At 40.8% G+C, this 23,063-nt stretch carries 33 protein-coding genes and 1 tRNA gene; 23 read left to right on the forward strand and 11 right to left on the reverse strand.

What is annotated here, in order from left to right:
• Positions 1–104 precede the first annotated feature (104 nt).
• From AC0MXB_RS02990 to AC0MXB_RS03035, 10 genes are all read left to right on the forward strand, one after another.
• Positions 105–1,550 carry a glycosyl hydrolase family 18 protein gene (locus tag AC0MXB_RS02990; RefSeq protein ID WP_474038116.1) on the forward strand — a complete coding sequence of 482 codons (1,446 nt, stop codon included), beginning with the start codon at positions 105–107 and terminating at the stop codon, positions 1,548–1,550.
• A gap of 23 nt (positions 1,551–1,573) precedes the next feature.
• Positions 1,574–2,611, forward strand: a complete 1,038-nt coding sequence (locus AC0MXB_RS02995) for an efflux RND transporter periplasmic adaptor subunit (protein WP_474038117.1) — start codon at positions 1,574–1,576, stop codon at positions 2,609–2,611.
• On the forward strand, positions 2,608–2,757 hold the full coding sequence (locus tag AC0MXB_RS03000; RefSeq protein WP_474038119.1) for a hypothetical protein: 150 nt from the start codon (positions 2,608–2,610) through the stop codon (positions 2,755–2,757). The genes AC0MXB_RS02995 and AC0MXB_RS03000 overlap by 4 nt, the downstream gene beginning before the upstream one ends.
• A gap of 22 nt (positions 2,758–2,779) precedes the next feature.
• Positions 2,780–3,397, forward strand: coding sequence for a nicotinate-nucleotide adenylyltransferase (gene nadD, locus AC0MXB_RS03005; protein WP_474038121.1), 618 nt, complete (start codon positions 2,780–2,782; stop codon positions 3,395–3,397).
• 101 nt (positions 3,398–3,498) lie between these two features.
• A complete protein-coding gene (locus tag AC0MXB_RS03010) occupies positions 3,499–3,753 on the forward strand; it encodes an RNA recognition motif domain-containing protein (protein ID WP_474038122.1) in 255 nt (84 codons plus the stop codon).
• A 94-nt stretch (positions 3,754–3,847) separates the two neighbouring features.
• Positions 3,848–4,426 carry a bis(5'-nucleosyl)-tetraphosphatase (symmetrical) YqeK gene (gene yqeK / locus AC0MXB_RS03015; RefSeq protein ID WP_474038123.1) on the forward strand — a complete coding sequence of 193 codons (579 nt, stop codon included), beginning with the start codon at positions 3,848–3,850 and terminating at the stop codon, positions 4,424–4,426.
• A gap of 23 nt (positions 4,427–4,449) precedes the next feature.
• Positions 4,450–5,409: an LCP family protein gene (locus tag AC0MXB_RS03020; protein WP_474038124.1), complete on the forward strand. Its 960-nt coding sequence runs from the start codon at positions 4,450–4,452 to the stop codon at positions 5,407–5,409.
• A gap of 101 nt (positions 5,410–5,510) precedes the next feature.
• Positions 5,511–5,861: a ribosome silencing factor gene (gene rsfS, locus AC0MXB_RS03025; protein WP_474038125.1), complete on the forward strand. Its 351-nt coding sequence runs from the start codon at positions 5,511–5,513 to the stop codon at positions 5,859–5,861.
• Entirely contained in the window at positions 5,851–6,717 is an 867-nt protein-coding gene (locus AC0MXB_RS03030; RefSeq protein WP_474038126.1) for a CvfB family protein, read from the forward strand. The genes rsfS and AC0MXB_RS03030 overlap by 11 nt, the downstream gene beginning before the upstream one ends.
• 101 nt (positions 6,718–6,818) lie before the next feature.
• Positions 6,819–6,894: transfer RNA gene (locus AC0MXB_RS03035), tRNA-Ala, on the forward strand.
• Positions 6,895–6,983: 89 nt separating this feature from the next.
• On the opposite strand, the gene AC0MXB_RS03040 is transcribed toward AC0MXB_RS03035, so the two are convergent.
• The 9 genes from AC0MXB_RS03040 to AC0MXB_RS03080 form a co-directional block, all read right to left on the reverse strand.
• Positions 6,984–8,183 carry a tyrosine-type recombinase/integrase gene (locus tag AC0MXB_RS03040; RefSeq protein WP_474038127.1) on the reverse strand — a complete coding sequence of 400 codons (1,200 nt, stop codon included), beginning with the start codon at positions 8,181–8,183 and terminating at the stop codon, positions 6,984–6,986.
• Between the two features lie 91 nt (positions 8,184–8,274).
• Positions 8,275–9,048, reverse strand: coding sequence for an ion transporter (locus AC0MXB_RS03045; RefSeq protein WP_474038128.1), 774 nt, complete (start codon positions 9,046–9,048; stop codon positions 8,275–8,277).
• A gap of 46 nt (positions 9,049–9,094) precedes the next feature.
• Positions 9,095–9,382 carry a hypothetical protein gene (locus tag AC0MXB_RS03050; RefSeq protein WP_474038130.1) on the reverse strand — a complete coding sequence of 96 codons (288 nt, stop codon included), beginning with the start codon at positions 9,380–9,382 and terminating at the stop codon, positions 9,095–9,097.
• Positions 9,379–9,807 (reverse strand): rhodanese-like domain-containing protein, encoded by a 429-nt coding sequence (locus AC0MXB_RS03055; protein ID WP_474038132.1) that lies wholly within the window; start codon positions 9,805–9,807, stop codon positions 9,379–9,381. Before AC0MXB_RS03055 ends, AC0MXB_RS03050 begins: the two co-directional genes overlap by 4 nt.
• A gap of 46 nt (positions 9,808–9,853) precedes the next feature.
• Positions 9,854–10,345 carry a peptidoglycan-binding domain-containing protein gene (locus AC0MXB_RS03060; RefSeq protein WP_474038133.1) on the reverse strand — a complete coding sequence of 164 codons (492 nt, stop codon included), beginning with the start codon at positions 10,343–10,345 and terminating at the stop codon, positions 9,854–9,856.
• A gap of 59 nt (positions 10,346–10,404) precedes the next feature.
• A complete protein-coding gene (locus AC0MXB_RS03065) occupies positions 10,405–10,854 on the reverse strand; it encodes a hypothetical protein (protein ID WP_474038135.1) in 450 nt (149 codons plus the stop codon).
• A gap of 25 nt (positions 10,855–10,879) precedes the next feature.
• Positions 10,880–11,443 carry a hypothetical protein gene (locus AC0MXB_RS03070; RefSeq protein ID WP_474038136.1) on the reverse strand — a complete coding sequence of 188 codons (564 nt, stop codon included), beginning with the start codon at positions 11,441–11,443 and terminating at the stop codon, positions 10,880–10,882.
• A 19-nt stretch (positions 11,444–11,462) separates the two neighbouring features.
• Positions 11,463–11,882 (reverse strand): ImmA/IrrE family metallo-endopeptidase, encoded by a 420-nt coding sequence (locus AC0MXB_RS03075; RefSeq protein WP_474038138.1) that lies wholly within the window; start codon positions 11,880–11,882, stop codon positions 11,463–11,465.
• 181 nt (positions 11,883–12,063) lie between these two features.
• Positions 12,064–12,465, reverse strand: a complete 402-nt coding sequence (locus AC0MXB_RS03080; RefSeq protein ID WP_474038139.1) for a helix-turn-helix domain-containing protein — start codon at positions 12,463–12,465, stop codon at positions 12,064–12,066.
• Between the two features lie 148 nt (positions 12,466–12,613).
• On the opposite strand from AC0MXB_RS03080, the gene AC0MXB_RS03085 reads away from it, so the two are divergent.
• Entirely contained in the window at positions 12,614–12,877 is a 264-nt protein-coding gene (locus AC0MXB_RS03085) for a hypothetical protein (RefSeq protein ID WP_474038140.1), read from the forward strand.
• Between the two features lie 67 nt (positions 12,878–12,944).
• On the opposite strand, the gene AC0MXB_RS03090 is transcribed toward AC0MXB_RS03085, so the two are convergent.
• Together AC0MXB_RS03090 and AC0MXB_RS03095 are read right to left on the reverse strand one after the other, a co-directional pair.
• Positions 12,945–13,439, reverse strand: coding sequence for a hypothetical protein (locus AC0MXB_RS03090; RefSeq protein ID WP_474038141.1), 495 nt, complete (start codon positions 13,437–13,439; stop codon positions 12,945–12,947).
• 433 nt (positions 13,440–13,872) lie between these two features.
• On the reverse strand, positions 13,873–14,127 hold the full coding sequence (locus tag AC0MXB_RS03095; RefSeq protein ID WP_474038142.1) for a hypothetical protein: 255 nt from the start codon (positions 14,125–14,127) through the stop codon (positions 13,873–13,875).
• A 101-nt stretch (positions 14,128–14,228) separates the two neighbouring features.
• Here AC0MXB_RS03095 and AC0MXB_RS03100 point away from each other — a divergent pair, with 101 nt between their 5' ends.
• From AC0MXB_RS03100 to AC0MXB_RS03155, 12 genes are all read left to right on the forward strand, one after another.
• Positions 14,229–14,549, forward strand: a complete 321-nt coding sequence (locus AC0MXB_RS03100; protein ID WP_474038144.1) for an excisionase family DNA-binding protein — start codon at positions 14,229–14,231, stop codon at positions 14,547–14,549.
• Between the two features lie 232 nt (positions 14,550–14,781).
• The gene (locus AC0MXB_RS03105) at positions 14,782–15,312 is read left to right on the forward strand and encodes a helix-turn-helix domain-containing protein (RefSeq protein ID WP_474038145.1); all 531 of its coding nucleotides are present in this window, start codon (positions 14,782–14,784) and stop codon (positions 15,310–15,312) included.
• Positions 15,313–15,433: 121 nt separating this feature from the next.
• Positions 15,434–15,682: a hypothetical protein gene (locus AC0MXB_RS03110; RefSeq protein WP_474038146.1), complete on the forward strand. Its 249-nt coding sequence runs from the start codon at positions 15,434–15,436 to the stop codon at positions 15,680–15,682.
• A 171-nt stretch (positions 15,683–15,853) separates the two neighbouring features.
• Positions 15,854–16,825, forward strand: a complete 972-nt coding sequence (locus tag AC0MXB_RS03115) for a hypothetical protein (RefSeq protein WP_474038147.1) — start codon at positions 15,854–15,856, stop codon at positions 16,823–16,825.
• On the forward strand, positions 16,822–18,972 hold the full coding sequence (locus tag AC0MXB_RS03120) for a P-loop NTPase family protein (RefSeq protein WP_474038148.1): 2,151 nt from the start codon (positions 16,822–16,824) through the stop codon (positions 18,970–18,972). The genes AC0MXB_RS03115 and AC0MXB_RS03120 overlap by 4 nt, the downstream gene beginning before the upstream one ends.
• Before the next feature lie 32 nt (positions 18,973–19,004).
• A complete protein-coding gene (locus tag AC0MXB_RS03125) occupies positions 19,005–19,340 on the forward strand; it encodes a hypothetical protein (protein WP_474038149.1) in 336 nt (111 codons plus the stop codon).
• A gap of 2 nt (positions 19,341–19,342) precedes the next feature.
• On the forward strand, positions 19,343–21,175 hold the full coding sequence (locus AC0MXB_RS03130) for an ATP-dependent helicase (protein ID WP_474038150.1): 1,833 nt from the start codon (positions 19,343–19,345) through the stop codon (positions 21,173–21,175).
• On the forward strand, positions 21,150–21,386 hold the full coding sequence (locus AC0MXB_RS03135; RefSeq protein WP_474038151.1) for a hypothetical protein: 237 nt from the start codon (positions 21,150–21,152) through the stop codon (positions 21,384–21,386). Before AC0MXB_RS03130 ends, AC0MXB_RS03135 begins: the two co-directional genes overlap by 26 nt.
• Positions 21,383–21,637 (forward strand): AbrB/MazE/SpoVT family DNA-binding domain-containing protein, encoded by a 255-nt coding sequence (locus AC0MXB_RS03140; protein WP_474038152.1) that lies wholly within the window; start codon positions 21,383–21,385, stop codon positions 21,635–21,637. Before AC0MXB_RS03135 ends, AC0MXB_RS03140 begins: the two co-directional genes overlap by 4 nt.
• Complete coding sequence (locus AC0MXB_RS03145; RefSeq protein ID WP_474038153.1) at positions 21,634–21,840, forward strand: DUF6011 domain-containing protein; 207 nt, start codon at positions 21,634–21,636, stop codon at positions 21,838–21,840. Before AC0MXB_RS03140 ends, AC0MXB_RS03145 begins: the two co-directional genes overlap by 4 nt.
• 44 nt (positions 21,841–21,884) lie before the next feature.
• On the forward strand, positions 21,885–22,322 hold the full coding sequence (locus AC0MXB_RS03150; protein ID WP_474038154.1) for a hypothetical protein: 438 nt from the start codon (positions 21,885–21,887) through the stop codon (positions 22,320–22,322).
• A complete protein-coding gene (locus tag AC0MXB_RS03155; protein ID WP_474038155.1) occupies positions 22,319–23,035 on the forward strand; it encodes a putative metallopeptidase in 717 nt (238 codons plus the stop codon). The genes AC0MXB_RS03150 and AC0MXB_RS03155 overlap by 4 nt, the downstream gene beginning before the upstream one ends.
• Positions 23,036–23,063: the final 28 nt, after the last annotated feature.

Consider the following 23,063-nt stretch of genomic DNA (forward strand, 5'->3'; position numbering starts at 1 on the left):
TGCTTTTTTTCAAGAGCAAGCAGAGGAGGCTTTTATTCATAAGAAAGGGTTTTCTCGTTGCTTTGTCAAATTTAATTAAAGATTTTACTTTTTAGGGGGAAAGCATGGGTAGAAAAATCTTTTTTTGGGGATGTTTGTGGGTATTCCTTTTTGGCATATTTATGGGAAATAGCGGTGAAGCAGCGCCTTTCCGCGAGGCAAAGCCGATTGTTGTGAAGACGGAAGCTGGTTATGCGCCAATTTCTGATGCGGCCTATGTCAATGCCAATGAAATTCTTGTTTCTTTTGAAACCTTGAAGAACTATGTAGATGGAGACGCTGTTTACCGTAGTGAAGAAAATCGGGTCTTCTTAACTGTACCTAGCGGACGCTTAACTACAGACAATCAAGCAATCAAAAAGTCGCTGCAAGAAAAAATGGTGATGAGTTTTCCGGCGGTAAAGCTTGGCGGACGTCCTTATGTTGATGTAGTTAATCTTGATATGATTACTGGTCTGGCCAGTTCCTTTGACTATAGCGGTCATGTTATTTTAGAGCCGAATAGTAAAACGATAGCGCCTTATTCTGTTCAAGCCTTGCCAGCGAAAGGGATTCCGGCGGGCAAAATTAATTTAGCTTGGGATGTGCGGGCAACAAGCAACGATTTAGCCAAGGAAGAGACGGTGGCAGGTCTAAATGTTCTTTCACCTACTTGGTTTTCTATTGTGAGCGGTAGTGGCGCTATTATGAGTAAGGCTGATAGTCAGTATGTAGATTTGGCTCATAGTAAAGGCTATAAAGTATGGGCTTTAATTACTAATAGTTTTGACCCTGATTTAACCCATGAATTATTGGCCAGTGAAACGGCACAAAACAGAGTAATTGCATCTTTATTATTTTATAGTTCTTATTATGGACTTGATGGGATTAACTTTGATATCGAAAATGTTTATGATCAAGATAAAGAAGCGTTGTCTGCTTTTATCGAAAAAGCATCAGAGATTCTCAAAAAACAAAATCTCGTAGTTTCTGTTGATGTAACCGTACCAAGCAATGTACCGAATTGGTCGAATTGCTATGATCGATCACGACTTGGCAAGGCGGTTGATTATGTTATGGTTATGACTTATGATGAGCATTGGTCGAAAAGCCCGATAAGCGGTTCAGTAGCATCGCTTGCTTGGGTAAAAGCCGGTATTGATAAGACGCTTCGCTTTGTGCCCAAGGAAAAAGTGTTAATCGGTCTGCCTTTTTATATGCGTGAATGGGAAGAGCGGGAGACCGAAGAAGGAACTGTAAAAGTGCGTGCAAGGACCTTATCTATGCCTGATGCGGAAGAAAAAATCAAAAATAATCATTTAACAGTAAATTGGCTGGAAAAAGAAGGTCAATATTATACAGAATATGAACGAGAAGGAAAGCGCTATCGAATTTGGCTGGAAGAGGAACGATCTATCGGCTTAAAGGCTGCTTTAGTCGATGAGTATAAATTGGCTGGCGTTGCTTCTTGGCGCAAGGGTTTTGAAAAAAAATCAATTTGGCAGGTATTACAAACTAAGTTGGGGCAGTAAACTTTACTAGGAGGCGAGACAAGATGGAGCAGATTAAGCGAAAAAAATACTGGATTATAGCTTTGCTTGTTGTTCTTGTTCTTGCGAAGGCTGCTTATTCCTATTATCAAGAGCGCAATAAGCCAAGCGTAACTGTTCAGGTCGTACGAGTAGAGCAGGGAACAATTCATTCTTATGTAAAGGCTTCTGGCGCCCTTTATGCGCGCGATACTACACGAGTTTATGCAAAAAGCGCTGGCGTAGTCAAAGAAGTAGCTGTTAAAGAAAATGATTTTGTCAAAGAAGGCCAGATATTATTGAAGCTTGATGATAGTCTTTTGGCAAAACAGGTACAGGAGCATCAACAGAAACTGCAGGAAGCCGTTCAAAAGCTCGAGCAGATGAGCAGTTTAGTGAAAGACGGATCCGTTTCCGCGCAGCAATTTGCGGCTGCTCAGTTGGAGCGCGATACGGCCCAGAAAACTTATGATTTAGCTGTGGGAGCTTTGCAGCAGGCTACAGTCTCTTCGCCGGTAAATGGCATGGTCATCGGTAAACCGATTGCTGCTGGCCAAAGCATTTTGCCAGGGCAAGAGAATTTGCTGGCATTAGTGACGATTGCCGACTTATCAGAACTGGAAGTAGAAGCGAAGGTTGAGGAAAAAGAAATTAGCAAAATTTTTCCTGGCCAGGAAGTTTCTTTTTCAGTTAATGATTTAGGACAGCAGACTTTTGCGGGAACGGTAAATCGTGTTTTGGCCAAAGCGGAGCTGCGTGATGAAAAGGTCTATTACACTGTTTTAATTACGGTAGATCCTATTCAGGAAGTACTGCGGCCTGGGATGGCGGCAACAATTTCGTTTTTAGCAGGAACCAAAGAAAATGTCTTGCTTGTTCCCAAAGCTGCGTTGAAAGAAAATAACGGCATTTTTTATGTCCAGATGATTGTAAAGGGGCAACCTGTCAATCAAGCGGTTAAAGTGGGGCTGATCTCTGATCGGATGGCCGAGATTACCAGTGGCGTTGAAAAAGGCGATGAAATTCTTGTTACGGAGTCTGTTAAGAATCGGGCGACTCCATGAGAAAATGGCAGAAGACTGCTGCGCTTTGGGATTATTTTATCTATGGTAAAGGTCGTCGCGATGGCCTTGATTATCTAAAGGCAGGGCTTATTATCGTCTTTGTCATGGTTCTTTGCTTTTATTTATTTCGATTATTTGGTGTATAGGACGTCAGGGAGGAACGCAGCTATGAATAGGCCAAAGCAGCGAATTGGATTGATGGGAGGAACTTTTGATCCGATTCATATGGGTCACCTAGTGACGGCTGAGGCGGTACGCAATCAGTTTGATTTAGAAAAAGTCATTTTTATTCCGGCAGGCTCGCCGCCGCATAAGCTAGGCAGTGAGATTACTTCGGCAAGTGATCGATTGTTTATGACCCAATTAGCGGTGGAGTCAAATCCCTACTTTATGGTATCAACTATGGAGCTGGAACGAAGCGGCCCGTCCTTTACGATTGATACGTTGCGTCAGTTTGTCGCTGAATACGGTGAGCGAGCAGAATTTTATTTTATAATTGGCGCAGATTCTTTGGTGGAGCTTCATACTTGGAGTCATGCCGAAGAATTACTAAGGCTTTGTCATTTCGTTGCCGCGGCAAGGCCTGGAACGATTTATTCTCTAAGCGATACTTTGACACATTTTCCCGTAGGATTGCAAAGCCAAATTCATCAGTTGGCTACGCCAGAGTTGGCCATTTCTTCTACAGAAATTCGCCAGAGAATGGAACAAGGACTCTCACTGCGCTATATTGTGCCTGATCCAGTGCGTCAGTACATAATATATAATCGTTTATATGAGAAGTAGTAGTTTCTTAGGGAAATAAAGGTAGGCATGAATCTTGGCAAAAAAGTCAATAATGTGAAGGTACTAAGTTTTGACCTTTTGCGAAAGAGAGGTGACGCTTTATGGGAACCACAACTCTTTATGTAGGAAATCTGCCATGGTCTACTACTGAGGGAATTCTGGCAGACGCTTTTCGTCCTCATGGGGCTGTAATTTCCAGCCGAATCATTACTGACAAAGAGACAGGACGCTCACGCGGCTTTGGCTTTGTGGAAGTATCAACAGATGATGCTTCTAATATGGTTGACGCGATGAACGGCTCTGATTTTTCCGGACGACAAATTGTTGTAAATGAAGCAAAACCCCGCCAGGGATGAGAAGGCAGCCTCCTTACTTGTAAGGAGGCTTTTATAATGGCAGGATATTTACGACCGTTAGCGAAATACAAACACGAGGTGAACTTATTTGTTAATGGAAAAATATGAAGCCCTGTTGCAGGAAAGACTGTCGCCTAAACGGTTTCGTCATTCGCTCGGCGTACGAGATACTGCACTATTTTTAGCGAAAAAATTTGGTGTTGATGAACAGACTGCGGCTCTAGCTGGTCTGCTCCATGATTATGCGCGCGAAATACCTGCTCGGGACCTATTGCAAAAAGCAGAGGCTTTTGGTATAGTGATTAGTGCTGCTGATCGAAAAAGTCCGATTTTACTTCATTCTCCTGTCGGTGCCGCTTTGATTGCAGCAGAGCTCAAAGTGACAGATCCGGTTATTGCCCGGGCAATCTCTGTTCATACAACAGGCATGCCCCATATGACAAAACTTGACAAGATTATTTATTTGGCAGACTGTATTGAACCAAATCGAAAATATTCCGGCGTAGATAAACTGCGTAAGAAAGTAGAACGCGGGCTTGATGCCGCGGTTTTGGCGGCGATGAACCATTCCTTAATTTTTTTAATTGAACATGACGCCTGGATTCATGAAAATACGATTTTAGCGCGTAACGAATTATTGGAAGAAATTGCACCTTTGCAAGGCGCAGATTGAAGGAGAGGTCTAGAAGAGCAACGATGCGTAAATCTTTATCAAGGCAGCCGCGGCGTAAAATTCGTTGGGGGCGCGTTTACTTATTATTGCTGATTTTTGTCGTTATACTAGGCAGTGCCGTCCATGCAGCCTATCAGACTATTCATCGCTTTTTAGATTCCCCAGTGACTGCTACTGCTTCAAGTAATTCTACAGCACCTGTAGTTGATTCATCACGCATTAATATTTTATTATTAGGTCTTGATGACGGCGACATCGACGTTCCTGGTTCGCCTAGCCGGTCTGATGCGATGCTGCTTGCCAGTGTGGATTTGACGCAAAAAAATGTTCATGTTATTTCTATTCCTCGTGACACACGTGTGAATATTCCCGGTCATAAAGGTCTCGAAAAAATTAATAATGCCTATTTTTATGGCGGATCTACCTTGGCTTTGAAGACCCTAGAAGACTTTCTTCATATTAGCATACCTTATTATATGACAGCTAAGTGGCAAGGATTTATAGAAGTAGTCGATATTTTGGGCGGCGTCGATCTGTATGTAGAACATGATATGGATTATGAAGATCCTTATGCCAATCTTGCGATCCATTTACATAAAGGCTATCAGCATTTAAATGGTGAGCAAGCTGGAGAATATGTTCGCTTTCGGCATGATGAGCTTGGCGATATTGGCCGGGTCGAACGACAGCAAAAGTTTCTCAAGGCTTTGTCCGAACAGTTTTGGCGTGCTGAAACAATTGTAAAAATTCCCTACTTGGTTTCGGCTGTTCATCGTAACTTAGAGATGAATATGTCCATTGCTACATCCTTACAAGCGGCAAATGTGCTGCGTGGGTTGAAGTCAGGTCAGTTCGTAGCGGAAATGTTGCCAGGGAATTTTGCTACTATTGATAATATTAGCTATTGGGAACCTGATAAGACCCAAATCAAACTGCTCATAGAACGTGCTTTTGCGGCACAAGCGCTTCCAGTGGCGCCATAATACATACTTTGGGTATTTACCTACAGTTCGCTGTAGGTCTTTTTCGAATAAGCCCGAAACAAGTGACAGATACTAGAACAGACAATTTGAGGAGGAAAATTATGAATCAAAATAATCAAAAACTTTCTAAAGCGATTGCCGCTGCGGCGAGTGATAAAAAAGCTCAAAATATAGTAATTTTAGATATGGAAGGAATTTCGCCTGTGACCGATTCTTATATTATTTGCAGCGCTTTTTCCACAACGCAGGTAAAAGCTATTGCTGATAATATTGAAGAAAAGCTTAGCGAGCAGGGAGTTGAGCCGTCCCGGAAAGAAGGATATAGAGAAGGACGCTGGATTTTACTTGACTACGGTGATGCTGTGGCTCATGTTTTCATCGAAGAAGATCGGTTGTTCTACAGTTTAGAGCGGCTTTGGGGCGATGCTTCCAGCGAGGTTTATGATGCTTAAAGCTGGTGATGTTGTTACTTTAAAAGTAGCTCGTCTTAGTGAACTAGGCGCTTTTCTTGATGCTGGTACGGGAAATACTTCCGATGATATCCTGCTTCATAAAGTACAACAGACAGACGCCGTTGCCATTGGCGACGAAGTGACTGTATTTCTCTATAAAGATCCTAAAAATCGTCTCACAGCGAGCCAAAAGCTGCCTAAAATGAAAGAAGGGCAAGTTGCTCGCGTGAAAGTAATTAATACAACAAAAGACGGCGCTTTTGTTGATATTGGTGCTGAACGAGGAATCTTTATGCCTTTTGCTGGTATGCGCGGACGACTAAAAGTCGGTGATACAGTTTGGGTTAAATTATATCGCGATAAATCCGACCGACTCGCTGTAACGATGGAAGTGGAAGATGAACTGCGTCGCGCTTCGCGGCCAGCGACAGAAGCGAAAATCGGTGATACTGTAACAGGAAGTCTTTATAATTTTGGTGAAAATGGCGCCTTTGTGTTTACGACAGATCGTTATATTGCTTTTCTACATGAGTCCGAGATGATCGGTCGACCTCATGTAGGTGAGGAAGTAACAGGCAGAATTACCTATATTCGCGAAGATGGTCGGATTAACATGTCGATGCGGCCCTTGAAAGAAAAAGCTTTAGTGAATGATAGTGAAGCGCTATTTGCTTTTTTGCTAGAACGAGGCGGGAAAATGCCTTATAGTGATACTTCGTCACCAGAAATTATTCAAGCGAAATTCGGGATCAGCAAAGCTGCTTTTAAGCGGGCTCTTGGCCATTTACTCAAAGAGGGCAAAATCGAACAAAAAGATGGTTGGACCTATAAACGGGAGCAAGAACCGACGGAATAGTCGTAAATTGCAAGCATCTGACAAAATTCATAAAAGTACTTGCTATTTTTATGTAAATGCAGTATAATAATTTTCGTTGGGATTTCTTCAACGAAAATCTTGGGGGTATAGCTCAGCTGGGAGAGCGCTTGAATGGCATTCAAGAGGTCAGCGGTTCGATCCCGCTTATCTCCACCAAGTAAATCAAGGCTTTGCGGTACTTTTCCGCAAAGCCTTTCTTATTTTTTTCTAACATTTTTCTAACGCACGAAACAATAAGCATATAACTAACTACCAGAATCCAGTAATGAATCAATTGCTTTTGCTGCCGTCTTTCTGGTATTTTTTGTTGAATGAGCATAAACGGCATGAGTGAATGAGGAAGAATAATGACCGAGCATCTCGGAGATAGTGGACATATCTACGCCCTGATCGCGCAGCAGCGTGGCGTAGCTGTGTCGTAAATCGTGTACCCTCATATCAGGTAGATCGGCTATTTTTAATAGCTTTTTGAACTCCTTGTAAAGATAATCAGGAGAATGCGGTCTACCGTCTTCCCATACCCACACCCAATCCTCGTCATGAAAGATATGATCGGGGATTTTTTTTATTTCTTCTTGATGATTTTTTTCTTTGGTTAGAACTTCTAACGTCTCTTTAGGAAGGGGAATTGGTCGCTCACTTCGATCACTTTTTACTGGTCCTGGCTTAAGTTCTCCTCTTCTCCAATCTAATGATCTATTCACATAAAGTAGTCCAGTATCAAAATCAATATCCTTCCATTGGATGCCGCAAATTTCGCCGTTACGGAGCCCGCAGGTGATACCAACAGTAACAGGTACGAAAATCCTTGTTTTGCTGGCGAATTTGAGCAAAATCTTAACTTGATCAACATTTAAAATGACAGGCTTATATTTATCTTTTTCTGGAGGCTCTATTGCATCACATGGATTATAGGGGATTTTTCTTTTCCGAGTTGCTTTGTGTAGCGCTGCATTTAAGACGGAAAATTGGTACCGTAAGGAGGTGCGAGAGAGAGGCTTGATGGTTTTAGCTTTAGCTAAATCAGAGTCGGGATTGTTTAAGCGAGCTTCCTTTTGTTCTTTAGCTAGTTTTTTATCTTTTTCCATTTTTTTGCGCTGTCTGATAAAATGACCATCTATATGGTCTGGTGTAACTTGCGTAAGCTGTAGGTGACCAAGGGATGGTTTTAAATAGCCGTCTATGGCCCATTTGTATGTTTTGAGAGTAGAATCGCTTAGATCTAAAGAATCAATCCATTCGTCAAGATATTCAGCCAGTGTTATCTTAGTTGGCCTGATAAATATGCCTTGCCTCATTTCGGATTTTATTCGATCCTCTGCGGCCTTGGCATCTTCTTTTTTGTCATAACCTGAATACCATTTTTGCTTACGCTTTTTTGTTACAGGATCGCGGCCTTCTTCGATTGCAACGTAAAATTTTTTTCCTTTTTTTATTATAGCCATAGCCTTACTCCTTCAGTACGTATGTTCGATTTGCTGGGCGAAAAATTTACCCCAAAGAGGGGTAATAGATACGCGCTTGTATATATTTTATTTAGTGCTCTTTTATTTCTTGTTGCTTTTTTAGAGCTACTAGCACAGAATGCATAGCATTAAGATCGTCAATCGAAAGCTCCTGGAATTTCTCAAGCTTCTTTGCAATTTCTCCGATTGTTTCATCACAGTAGGATGAAGTATGGTCGCGATTAATGAAAAATGTTGCAATTGTTCCTGTTAGCATGCTTAAAAAACCAATTCCGATAAGCATTAAAACCACTGCGATTAATCGGCCTCCTAGAGACTGTGGAGCTATGTCACCATATCCGACGGTTGTTGTTGTAACAAATGACCACCAGAGTGCATCACCTATATCCATATCATCAACGTAACTGATTGCAATTCCTCCGCAGAATACAGTTGAAAAAGTAAACCAGAGAACATGATGAAAATCATTCGTTGTAACAAGAGCACTTAGGCGAGAATGAATTCGGTTGAGATAGACGAATACTCTGAGCATATAGATTAAGCGAAGGATTCTTATAGCTCGGAGGCCTTGAAAGGCCACTTCAAACGGGAGGATAGAAATCAGATCGATAATATTATGACGAAGAAATTGCACTTTGTCTTTGGCCAGTAGAAATCTAGCAATATAATCAATTACAAAAATGATCCACACTGCATAGTCTATTTCTTTAAAAATAATTGTTTGATTATCGCTTAATTCAAAGCGTGCTTCAGCAAATAAAGAACCTATGATTACAACCGCTAAAATAGCCATCAGCGTATCGTAATAGATTTTGTATCGCTGGGGCAGCGTAGCAATATTCATTATTATCATCTCAAATCTGATTGGAATTAGATATCAGTTTTTTTTATTAACATCCACAGCTAGGACTATATCTACCATCACAACATACAGTTCGTCCATTTTCACAGCCGCATACTCCGTGGTGGTGGCTGCAGCATCCTCTTGTAAGCGGGATAACATCTGGATCTTTTATGCCAGCAATTGAGTTTTTATCGGGAGATTGGTGTAAGTCTGCATCAAGGCTGCCAGCAATTGAGTTTGCATCTATTTGAGGGGCGTCAGTAGCTGGAGAACCAAAAACAACAGCGGGAAAAATCATAAAACAGAATAGAGTACAAAGAATTAGCTTTTTCATGATTCTTTTACCTCCTGAATAGGAACTGTTTTTACACCGGAGTCAGTCAATGCTTTCCATCCACCTTGAAGTACGGATACATTTTTAAAACCATTTTTAGTTAGAATCTGAGCAGCGCGTATGCTGTAATTGTCATCAATACAAGAGCAAAAAATAGTATATGAATCACTTTTATCAGCAGAATTCATAAAGCTTTCGAGTGCTGGACCACTATAAGGATTGATCCACTTTGACCCGGAAATTTCTTGCTTACTCTTCTCGCGACTAGAAACAGAGCGTACATCCAACACTGTCGTCTGATCGGCAGCGGCCTTGTAGGCGTCTGCAGTCACAAATTTGACTTCGATTTGGGCTGCGAAGGAAATTGAAGTCATTACCATGAGTGCCATGCATATAAAAATAGGGTAGAATAGATGTCTTTTCAAAAGTGTCACTCCTTTGTGATATAAAAATAATCCGGCGGCATAGTTTTTAAATTCCTAAAGCTGAGCTGGTTTGAGGACCTATTATGCCATCGACATATAGACCTTTGTCTTGTTGAAAACGCATTATTGCTTGAATAGTCATATCTCCGATGATTCCGTCGATCTGACCGCAAGCATATCCGTGAGCAATGAGAGCTCTTTGGATCTTCATTTCATATGTATCAGTGATATAGGGGGCATAACCTTGATGAGGAATGGTGTTAGTAGATAAATTTAGATTGCTGTCTATTACTTTAGGTCCTGGTTTTCCTGTGAATGGATTTACATTTCCTTTAGTACTCCAGTTATTATCAAATATGCTATCAGGCGAGCTGCGATAATGTTCATGAACGTAAGTGCCATCACTTTTATAGTAGCCATTTACATGTACAACCCCAATATGGCCACTATGTCCACCAGAACCACTAGCAAAAGAGATAGGAACTAAAAGTAGAATAATTGTTAAAGCTATTGCAAAAGAAGAAATGATTTTTTTCAAAATTACTCCTTCTGTGCCGCCGGAAGAAAACTATAGATTAATTTTTGTTGATAAAATGCTTAGCTATTAAGTGTTGGTGATGTGTTTTTTCCATTAGACTCGCGTAAGAAAGGCGCAACGATTAAAAAGATAGCACCAATAATGACTAAGGCAAATCCCCATTCAATTTGGACGGAATTAATCATTGTTTCAGCAATACCTTTAAAGGGATTGCCTCTTAATTGCTGGTTCATTTGACTCTGTATTTCTTTGATCTTGTTTTGAAAGTTAAAGAATGTAAAAGCAACCATTCCAAATGATATCAGTCCAGTTGCAATCAATGGATTGTAGTATTTTAAAAATACTAAAATTAATGATATGATGCCTAGGCCTAATACAATAGAGCCATCACCCTGACCATTTTGAAAATAGGTTACTTCGCCTACAATTGGAATTTTTACTATAGGAGAAAATGCTCCAACTATAAGCATTATTGACCCAAGTAATCCGACTAGTTGTTTTGCTGGCATAATTAATCATTCCTTTTAGAGTTTTTTAGATCCCTTTGTTATATTCTTCGCGGAGATCGCAAGTTAAAATATAGTTCCAGTCTTTTAGTGTTTCAGAAGGAATTTCGATTTTTTGTGTCGTTCCATCTGCTAATGCCATTACAATAAAAACTTTTTCTGCCGATAAAAGTTGAGTTAGGTTTTTGTTATTAGTGCTGAAGTTTACAAGGTCATTTGAAATAGTGATGATTTCTTTTAGTTCTAAATCTTTTTCTTTTCCATTTTTTATAAAAGTTATAAATGGTAAATTTCTAGAAGTAAAAGAAATAGTTGTTAGAGGATTGGCATTTTTATTTTCATATCTATCATATACAAAAAATGTTACTATATGGGAGGTATCAACTTTAGTTAATCCAATAAAAGAACTTATATATCCACTTCGAGATATTATTATTTGTATCATTCTATTTGTGGAATTGACACTAAAGTCACTTGTTACATGCATATCAATGTTTTTAATTGCAGGGTTTATCGTTTTTTTTACTTCAGCTGAAGTTATAGATTGAAACATAAATAGAAAAAGAAAAACGAATAAGAATATTTTATTCATAAGAACACCCTTTCTTGAGCTATTTCGCATATTTAGCTAATTCAGTGATCCCCTCCTCACGAATATACCTATCAATATCGCCGTCATAGTGATATTGACAAAATCCCTCGTCAAAAAGTAAGTGCCAAGCAAATTCATTTGCTTCTTTTTCAATTTTACCTGGCAAGAAGAATGTATGCTCAATCATAAAATAATAACCAAAGCCTTTATGCATTTGAGAATGGCCAATTTCATGTGCACAGGTTTGTTTTTGGCGGTGTTCGGGAATATTACTATTTATAACTATATATTTACGGCGAAGTACACGATCCCAAAAACCGTGTACTGGTCCACGAATTGGTTGAAAAATAACGGCTATATCTAAGTAGCCAGCTAATTCATAAGGATTTCTAGTTCTATATTTTTTTGCTAAATTATTCGCCCGAAGTTTGATATTCATACTAGCCCCCTAGGATAGAACATGTGTTCGGAAAGTGAATTAAAATAATACACGACTAAAGGATTAAAGTCGTGTACTAAATCATTCTAATAAAATTGTGCATACCCCAGCTTTAAGTGATACTCCATGGGCTATATATCTTTCTTCGTGGGCCTGCAGACGTTCCTCCATGATCGTCACCTCAAGTCTTTGGTTTTCGTTTATTTCTTTCCTTTGAACGTTTATAAAGATCAAATTCAATGATATGAAGAATGTCTTCTTTAGATTCTTCACTTAAAGGAACACCATCAAACCATATTTCATGTTGCTCAAGGATTTTACGAAGATCCTTGGGCTTTTTATCTGTGTTTTTAGTTTTAACTGAACTTGGATCGTCGGTAAAGCCTAATAGATAATCGCTTGACGTTCCGTAGCGTTCAGCGAGTTTTTCTAAAACATTAGAGCGAGGCACTTTTCCCTTGACTTCCCAATTGGATACAGCTTGCTTAGAATATCCAAAAAGAGTAGCAAGAGATTCTTGGCTATCTCCGAATTCTTCTCTTTTTTGTTTTATCCGTAAAGCAAAGAGCTTATTACCTTCCAAAATACCACCACCCATCTACCTATATTATAGTAAACTTTTAATTTACTTTCTACGTCAACAAAAAGTTTACAAATAACTATTGACGAAAACTTTTAGTTTACTGTATAATGGAGTCAACCAAAAGATTACTACTGAAAGGAGAGCTATGATGAAACATATTGGTATTTTAATTCGCGAGCAGCGAAAAAAGAAAAAAATATCTGCTGAATTTATTGCGAGAAGTCTTAAAAAGCCTATAACTAAACAAGCATTTGCCAAAAAAGAGCGAACTGGTAGTTTTTCTTTTGAACTTGTTGAGGAAGTTGCACAAATTATTGGCTGTGAGATGGATATTTTTTTACCAAATAAGTCAACTAAAAGATTACAAAATTCTAATGGAGAAAAAGGGTCTGAATCAACTAAATCTGCATAATTGTTGCGTATTAATCGTCCTGGTCAATAATGACCTCGCCATTTTCTTCTTCGAAATAGGTGCTTAACTAATCATTTAGTACTATTTCAGTAAGCTTTTTCCATTCATCAATTATCTTTATTGGAATTTCAACTGTCATGGGAGGCTCTTCTTGGACTCTTTCAAAATAGAAAGTTGCAGTTATTTGTTTAGCATTAATCATCTTTTGTAATACATCGATCGGAAGATCAAACGCAGCATAACTGAAGTAACCTTTTGTTTTCATTGGTCCTGTATTACGGAAATATGTCTGGGGCTGATAAATGTAGCCGTCAATATTTATCATGGGAAGCTTGTTTTTATCAAATAGCCAGTAGTACCCAGAATAGGCACTAGAAAATTCAAGCGTAAATCCAGACGGATTTGTTGTCTTTGATGAAAAATTATAGCGCAGTGAAGTATTGAAATACCCTTTTGGTTCAGTGAATTGACTCTTAAAGTCAAGTAGTTTGGCTTCAGTATGACTAATGAAGCCAAATGAAAGAAAAAGGCCGAGACAGAGTAGGCTTAATATTTTTTTCATAAACATCTTCCTTTTGAATTAATTAGTGTGGGGGTGAAAAAGTTGGAAAAACACTTTTCCTGTAAAGCAATTGAGGCATTACCTGGAGTAACGGTCATTTCAACCAATGACAAAGCTTATTATTCTCAGTTAATTGCAACAGGCGGAAAGATGCTTTGTTGCCCCGAGCTTTTCAACAGTTTTAGTCATCAACAGGATATGCCAATACCCCTAAGTCAATCCGTTCCATATGTGGTTCTTCTTCATAGTCCTTTGGATAAATCGGATCAGAATGCTCATCTAGCCACTGATATATGCGAAAGGTATGTAACTGATTTATATCGTGGCAGTCCAATAGAAGAATTGAGTAGTTATAGTATTGCGAAGGAAGAGCTTGCACTATGGGAATTGCGAAAAGCTAGATTAAAGAGATTGCATGAAAAAGCTACTGATTCTAAAGTACGCCAAGATCTTGTAGATGCTTTAGTAAAGCTTGATTGTTACGTTCAATCATTGAAGCAATTGTACGAATCATAGCTTCTTCGCTAGCGACTATTCGTGCAGCATTTAAAGTTTGTGGATCATGCTTTAATTCGTCAAATGCTTGGCAAGTAAGTTCACCATTTATGGCAGCGTATTCCGCTAGTGCTAAAGCTACCATTTCATCTGAATTTAATCCGATTTCAATAATTGATTTCTTATTATCCATTTGAATCATCCTTTCTATCTTTTAAATATTTCATCTTTCGACTGAAAGGATAATATTTCCTGTAAAAATATAGGGATTGCAAACATAGGAGGTGCTGTTTTATGAATTGTAAGTGCGGGTATGAATTAAAAGCTGAAACAAAATTTTGCCCTAATTGTGGCAAAAAGGTGCCTAAACCGAAGAAAGATCCGGTACCGCTGACCATTATTCATACTGATTCAAAACTATCATTTTCAGTGAAAGAAGCCGCTGTAGCGATTGGCGTGAGTCAGTTTTTGATTCGAGAGTTAATTAAGCAAGGCGAGCTTCAGGCAACGATGATTAGGAGGCGGATTGTTATTCGGCGCGCGACACTTGAACAGTATCTCAAAGATCATGAAGTTAGCAATGAGGCATGTCATCTTGACGATGAAGTAAGTTGAAATTTGAAAGGAGTTGTTGTTGTGATTGCTCGTCATAGCGTCAAACAGATTCCGATCTGTAAGAAGCCTCAACCGATATTGCAGAATTCCGATATGGTTTTAATTTTTGCCTTTGTCGGCTTTGTTGCATTAGCTGCATGTCTAACTTTATAAAAAGAGCCCGCCCTGGGGGCAGGACGGGCGATGGGGTGAGGATCTATCTTTATTATCTCCTGAAAGGAGGTGAAAAACGATGCCAAGAAAAGGCAGGACGATTTATCAAAGCGCTAGATTTAATACAGGTTTGACTGGTGAACAAGCCGCCGAGATTCTAAATGTGAGCATTGAATCCATTCGCGATTATGAAAGAGGAGCTACATTGCCGCCAGCAGCCGTTGTTCTTCAAATGGCTCAGATTTATGAGCAGCCATGGCTTGGGTATGAATACCTCAGGACAACGAATCCAGTTGGCGAATGGCTTCTTCCAGAACTTTTATATAGGGATATTCCGGCCAGCCTTTTGGACCTACAAGTAGAACTGCTTCATGCGAATGATTGCCAACGTGAAATGGCTGAGGTTGGTAGAGATAATCACATTGATGAGCATGAGCAGCCAATATGGTCAAAAGGGTTGTTAGAGATACGACATTTGCTTAGAGCGGCATTTTCCGTAATCTTAGCGCCAGACAAAAAAGAAAAAGCCGCCTGCGTTGCACCGCAGACGACTACTTCTGTAAGCCCTACAATTAATAATTTTCGAAATCAGTATAACATAGCCAAATAGTCAGCGTCAACGGAGGCGAGGGCATGAGAAATTTTTTGGTTTATGACTACCCAATTGAGTTTAGTGTTTTTCTCGGTTTTCTCCTGGTGATCACTGAAATTTACATATGGGGGATACGCGTATGACTGAGTTGACAGAAAAGTATGTTGCGCGATTGGATAGGGCCAGAGAATCGGAGGACGCTGGCTATCACAAAGCCAGAACATTTCATCTTTCGACTGGCAGAAAGCCAAGTTTGAAGAAGCTGCAGCATTTTGTAGAAAGTCTTCACAAGTATAAAAAGCCTTATTTTCATGGTATTCGACTTTACCTGATTGAGTTATTGGAAAAACAGCGGCAGAGCGAGGCGGTGCGCAATGAAACGGCCTGAAAAATGTGAGATTTGTGAAATGAATCCACCTCGGCGCCGACCGACGATTGCTGTTTGGTGCTGCCGCATCTGCTCTCAAAGAGTCATGCGCAGACGAAAGGCGATCAGGAAGATGAGTGCATGATGAGGTTTTATACCTTTCTACAATACTAAAAAATAGGGGGAATATTCATGAGCGTAGCTCTTGATCAACTGGAATTAACGAAGCAGGTTGAACTGCTGAAACGGCAACATGTTGCTTGCCTTGGCGATAATGAAGTTTTTGTGAAACGGCTGGCAACCGGTCAGATTCGTACAGTGAAAGGCAATGTGAAACTGAGCGAGTCGGCTAGTGAAATCGCCGTTATTCAAAATAAAGCCATGACTACCGCCAAAGGGTTTTATCATGCCAATCAAATTGCAGGTTTATCTATTATTACGCCGCAGAACTTGACTTTGCCAACTGGCGAAGTCGTTGTGAATCCTTATCCAATTATTGATCCGGACAGCCAAACAATCCGGAAAATTTGGGTTAAGAAAATGGCCATTGGCTACGGTCCTACAGGTAACTTGGTTATTACTTCGGCTACGCTTCTCTATGATATCAATATGTATTTTATCCAGGACCTTATTAAAAAAGTTCAATACAGTGCCGATGCAGGCCGTATTTGTATGGAAAACATGCTTACAGAGGACGAAAAAAAAACCGGCATATTCTACAAAATCGACGGAATTATGGGCGTTTGGGCTAAGGTTTCACACAAAGACATTTTAAAGTGCATTGATACTTTCGTAAATAAAAAGCAATTTGCCGAGCGAAACGCTCAAACAATTGCAGAACGACTTGCAATGCAAAAGCATCCAGCGCTTGCCCATATCGCTTATGTAGAGGCAAAAGGAAACGAGAAACAGCGAACTGCTACAGTCTCTGTTATTGGTTTTGTCCATGAGCTGACGCAGGACAAAATGCTTGATATTGCCGAGAAGGCCGAACGGGGCGAGGAGATTCGCTTAGATGATGGCCAAAAAGCCGATGTGATTGAAACCACGGCGACAGCATCTGTCGATGATATGGCGGTTGAAAAGGATGATGAAGAAACCATGACTGCCGCTACTGCGCCTGAGACAGTAACTGCAAATCAAAATGGAGGTGTATTCTTTTGAGCAAAGTGCAAGCTATCGAATTGAGAAACTTTAAAGGTCAATGCCTATGCCAGCCTCTCACTGGTAAGGATTTATTCATTGGCCGGAACGGATCAGGAAAGACAAGTCGTATTCAAGCGCTTGGGCTGTCTATGCTAGGATATGTTCCTAAAAACGGCAAGACTGCAGCAGAAACATTTAAGTTAGCTACTGGCGATGAAATGTTTGTAGGCGTTAAAACGGATACCTTTTCATTTGGACGATCTTTTGAAAGAAAAGAAAAAACAAATCGTGCCACAGGCGAAAAATCTGTGAGCGTAGCGGAATCCATCACACTCTCCCCAGGTCGGGGAGAGAAAAATGATACATCGAAAAAAGTTCGCATCGCTGATGAAATCGGCGACTTCCCTGTAATGCTGGATGTTAATGAGTTTCTCAGTTTATCGGATGCAAGGCGGCGTGACTTTATTTATAGTCTTAGCCCTATTAAATCCTCCGTATGGAACAAGGATCGAGTAAGACAGTACCTTGAAGCAATGCTGACATTAGAGCTGAAAACGAATAATTTTGAGCACTACCAAGCCATCAATGAAATGATTGGCAAAGCAATGGCGCAATACCCTGAGGGCTATTCGGTACAAGATGGCCTGCAGTCCATGCTCGATTGGGCCGAAACGGAACGAAAGTATTGGGAGTCCAAGAATAAAGATGCAAAAGGAGCTGTGCGGCAATTCTCTGATTTAAAAAACCAGATGGCCGAAACGGAACGAAACCTGAAGGCCGCGCGCGAAGAGATGGATCAATTGCAAAAAGATTTGATTGATCGTGAAAAGCAGATTTCTACTGATATTGAGAAGAAGAAGGCTATTGATGCAAAGATCAAACGAATTGCAGAACTTGAAGAGTTGCTTCAGGTCGAAAGATTGAAACCTGTTACCGATCTAACGGCTATGGATCGAGAGATCAGCGAGCTTCAAGCCAAGGTTCAGGAAGTTCCTGATGTTGAAGCCGAAGCTAGTGAGATTCTCAAAGAAGTGAACGTAACGCGGAGTCAAATGGATCAAGTGAAATTGGAAAACTCGAAGATTCTCACAGAAATCCAAGCTTTAGAAAATACTCTAAAATCAATCACCGCCGCTATTGAGCAGACCAAAGGGATTGACGGCATTTGCGTAATTCACCACATGATTCGGTGCCCTAAAGATTTCTCTGGTGTAGGCGACCAGGTTAAGGCTTGGAAAGAGAGCCAAGTAGATCCGAAACTTAATACTTTGAAGGGGGATCTTGAAGCTTCTCAACGTCAACTGAAAACAATTCAAGAAAATGAAAAAATCCTTACTGAAAAACATGCCGCGCTATTAAAGAAAGCGCAGGCAGCGATTAGTCACAATAACACTATTAATAAATCCGTAACAGCAATTCAAAAGAAAAAACAAGACGGAATGGCTGAGTCGGCTGAAAGAAAAAGCCGGATGCAGTCTTATCAGGAAGAGATTGATCGACTCCAGAAGCAACCGCATGAATTCATTGCACCAATAGATGTACTTCAAGTTCAGACGGTGGGCATGAAAACACGAATTGAAGAATTGAAAAAAGACATCTCGGAAAAAGAGAAGGCTAAGCAAGCCGTAGCACTTGTTCAGCAGTCTATGATCGATAACCGTATGGCTGAGTATAACGCCATTGCAATCAAGTCCATTTTAGAAAAACTTGGTCCTAAGGGCGTACAAGGTGAAATCGTAAAAGAAGTCTTGGAGCCGATCCGCGAGTCGATTGCAGCTAACCTAAAAATTTGTGGTTTTGATTATGAGCCATTTTTTCAAACCCAATCTGATACGGGCAAAGAAATTTTTCAATTTGGTTGGCAAAATGAAAAGGGCCATCAAGTAAACTTCGACGCTTTAAGCACTGGTCAGCAAACGATTTTTCTAGCCGCCATGATGGTTACGATTATTGAACGAGCACAGCCAAAGACAAGAATCTTAGTCATGGATGATTTAAACCACTTAGATCGCCAAAACTTCCAGCTGTTTATTAATGGAGTGGATCGGTTATCAGACAAGCTCGATAACATCATCTTAGCTGGCGCCATTGAATTTGATTTTTCATGCGAAGGTTGGCAGGTATGGAATTTAAGCGAATCTGTCGCTACGCAAATTAGTGCATAAAAATCTGCTAGAGCAGAGAAAGAGGTATCGATATGTTAATTCCTGATGATATCGCTCATCTAACAAACGTCGTTCAAGAAATAACGGAGCTAGTTGTATATCAGAAAGTTCCTTTACCGCTTCAGACTGGGAATATACGTGAGTATACCAAAAGGCCTAGAAACCGTGATGAGATTGATTTTATCATTCGCTCGCTAGATGTGGTACTCGATCAAATCATTACGTCTATTGATACTGAGAAGCAAACTCCAAGTACAGCTGCCATCAAGGTGATTCATTCTTCGAAATTTCCACCGGAACTGTTAGATGCAATTAGTGCAGCTTTAAAGTCTGGGGAAAAACCTAACTTCCCATTTGGAGGCGCATGATTATGGCCTTATTAGATGGGTTGAACAAGGAACAGTATCAGGCGGTCACTTCGACCGCCCCCAATATTCTTTGCTTAGCCGGAGCTGGAAGTGGCAAAACAACCGTTTTAACTCGCAGGATTGCTCAGCTTCATCAAGAGTATAGAGTTGGCACGAGCAACATGCTGGCACTGACATTCACGCGTTTGGCGGCTCTAGAAATGAAAGAGCGAGTGATTCGGCTGATCGGAGATGAGCAGGGGAAACAACTTACCTGCAGTACATTTCACGCCTTTGCCGTTAGTGTTCTCCGTCGATGGGGCCACAAACTCGGAATTGATGAGAACTTTACCATTTACGATCAAGAAGATCGCGATCTGATTATAAAGCAAATCATCTCTGATTTTGGGAGTCGCATCACATTTAAAAAGGTTATTACGCGCTATGAATTATGTGTAGATGTCAGAGAAGAAGATCGCAAGTACCCAGAAGAATCTAAAGTCTTGAAGGAATATGGGTATCGATGCAGGCGCAATAATGCAGTCGATCTAAACCGATTGGTAGACCTGGTAGTAAGACTATGGGAGCTTCATCCAGATATATTGGCCGAATATCAACAGCGCTTTACTTATGTGTTTGTAGATGAATATCAAGATACAAATGATGAGCAGAATCGGATGTGCGAATTGCTCAACCCTAAAAATAGTTTTCTAGTCGGTGATGACTTTCAGGCTATTTATGGATGGCGAGGGGCCAATGTAGAGCACATCATCAAACTGGCGCAGCGCCCTTGTATTGAGGTTATAAAACTAGAAGAAAATTATCGATCTACCTCTTGTATTGTTGCGGCGGCTAATGCCCTTATTTCAAATAATCTAAAGCAGACTAAAAAGATACTGCAAGCACGAAGAACCGGTCACTTTGTTCAAGTCAAATTGTTTGAGAATGACAGAGAAGAAGCCAAGGCAATTGCAAATAAAATCAAATCTTTGAGGGGAACAAAAGGGCTTCAATATCAAGATTTTGCCGTGTTAGCAAGGACTAATAAGCAGATAGAGAATATCGATGAGATTTTTAAAAGCGTAGGCATTGCAAGTAAGAAAGTCACAACTTCTAGTGATCCCTACAAAGCCTATGCAGTTAAGGGGATTCTAGATTGGATGCAATTTCTTTTTAACCGTAAAGATAATATGGCATTAAAAAAAGTCCTTTGGAAATTTAAGAGCAAAGCGCTCTTGATGGAACAGATTGAGCTTATGGCGATACAAAAAGACATCTCGTTATATGATGCCATATGCGAAACCAATAGCATGAGCAAGTTAATTCAAACGGTTCGGACGCTCGATGAGGGGATCGAAAGACAAAACATTTATTTACCGTCGGAAATGTTTGATTTTATAAGCAGCACCGTGGGCATCAATCAAAACGTTGCTCAGTTAGCGGCTGCGAAAGAGGCTATTGAAACCTGGCAAAAATCAAAATTTGCTGTTGGTGAAAACGTTACGGTTCAGGGGTTTTTAAAATACCTAAGATATAAAGACGTTCAAGAAAAACTTGTAGAAAATGTCGATGCGGTCAAGCTTATGACCGTTCATGCAGCGAAAGGCCTTGAATTTGATACTGTCTTTGTAGTCGGAATGAATCAGAATGTTTTTCCTTCTAAGCGATCGGAAGACTTGGAAGAAGAGCGGCGTTTGTTTTATGTAGCAATAACTCGAGCAAAGGAACGCCTATGTATTACATATTCCAAGTTTGCACCTGATTGGTCAGGCGATCTTCAGCCAATGGAACCTAGTGACTTCTTGTACGAGTTAGGGGAGGCGCCGGTATATGAACCAAACTTACTCGGATGTTAAGATCGTCTCAGATTGTCCCAAATGTGGCGCGGAAGGCGTCGCATGGCATCTAAAAGGCAATTTGCTTGAAATGCGTTGTCCTAAGTGCTATGCGCAGTGGAAAACCGCTTCAGCTCGCTGCGGACATTGTTTTAAACCAAACGGAACGACAAAGCCGGGGCTTTGCCCAAAGTGCAATTTTAAGAATAAATATGGGAGGGAAGTCAAGTGAAATCAACAGGAATTGTTAGAAAAGTGGACGAGCTTGGACGTATCGTAATGCCAAGGGAGCTTCGTCGAACCCTTGATATTAACGAAGGGGATCGCATGGAAGTATGCGTCGATGGTGATCAAATCATCCTCAAAAAGCATGTTGACTCTTGTGTTTTCTGCGGCGCAGCCGAAGGCCTTGCCAGATATAAAGAAAAGCCAGTCTGTCTAGCCTGCGCAGCTGAACTCGGCAAATTGAACGCGGTGTCATGAAACGTTGCCGCTGCTGCCATAGGGAATTAAAAGATCCTATATCTATTGAGCGCGGCTGCGGACCAACATGCTATGGTAAGCGTCCTAAAGAGTTTATCTATCAAACGGAATTAAACTTTGAGCCGAAGTTTAGTGAAGAAAAATCAGCTCTCGAAAAGCATCAAATTGTCAAAAATATATTGGGATTTGGGCGAGCTACATAAAAGTAGTTTGCCCTACTCTACAGTTTTAATACGGGGGTTTTAAGATGTGCTATACTCTCGAAAATGTTTTACATATGGAAGGTTGGGCTGCGCTTGCTCTGGCAATATTGGCGCCAAAGTACCTTACAACTGATCAAGCCTGTGAGGCTCTGGGTAAAGGAAGTATTTCAAATCAATCCGTAGTCAGCCGTATGTTTGCTCTTCGAGAGAAAGGCTTGGAGTGGAAGGAAATTGCCGATCTTGTTGGCCTATCACCTGATCGGGCCGCCGCACTTGCAGCAGCACATCGAAAGCGACTGCGATACGGCAGCCTTCCTAAAAATACGGCGTACAAAGTTGAACTGTCGGCTAAAGACATGGCTGACATGATCAAGCTACGTGAAACGATGACCTATGAGGATATCGGTAATATATACGGTATGACTGATCAAGCCGTATATCGGCGGATCAAGCGTTTTAAACAAAAACATTTTGCGGGGTGAGTAATTTGGCGTCAGAATTCTACGATGCATCTGATGATCTTATTGAAATGGCTAGTGAGCTAATTCAGGAAAACCATAGTCACTTGGTTGAGGCCAAAATCAAATATTTGTTTCGAGACGGAACCTGGGAAGTTAAGCGGCGCGAAACATGGGGACAGGCTAAGAAAGTTGGTAAAGAGCTGAATTTTCTTACCGGATACGATTTTATTGTTACGATTCACCAAGACGTTTGGTGGCAGCTTGGCGTGGAGCATAGAAAAGCACTCTTAGATCATGAGCTGCAGCACTGCAGCGCCGGAACGGATGATCATGGTAATAAGACATGGTATATACAAGGTCACGACTTTGAAGACTTTCAAGCCATTGTCAGGCGTCACGGGCTGTGGTCACCGGCTCTTAAAAAGATCGAAAACTTGCTTAACCAAACGGAACTGCAATTTGAAGATCCTAAGCCCCCTGAAGAAGAACTTCCGGCACTTGCGGGGCGCCCAGATTTGAAAGTTATATCTTCGCAGCCTGTCAAACAGCTTGAGGCACCAGCGAACGACGAAGATGATGAGTCACAAGGTCCTAAGCAGCTCCCTTCTGGGAAAGATGACGACATTATCGAAGCTGAGATTGTTGAAGAGTCAAAAACGGTAAGCGAAGATCCTGGTGATGTAACGGATCATGAGCACTTAGAAAGTAGCTCAGGGACCGGAACTGAGGGGTAATGCACTACCAAGCAGGCCGCGTAAAAAC

Source organism: Pelorhabdus sp. sgz311001 (genome assembly GCF_055901755.1).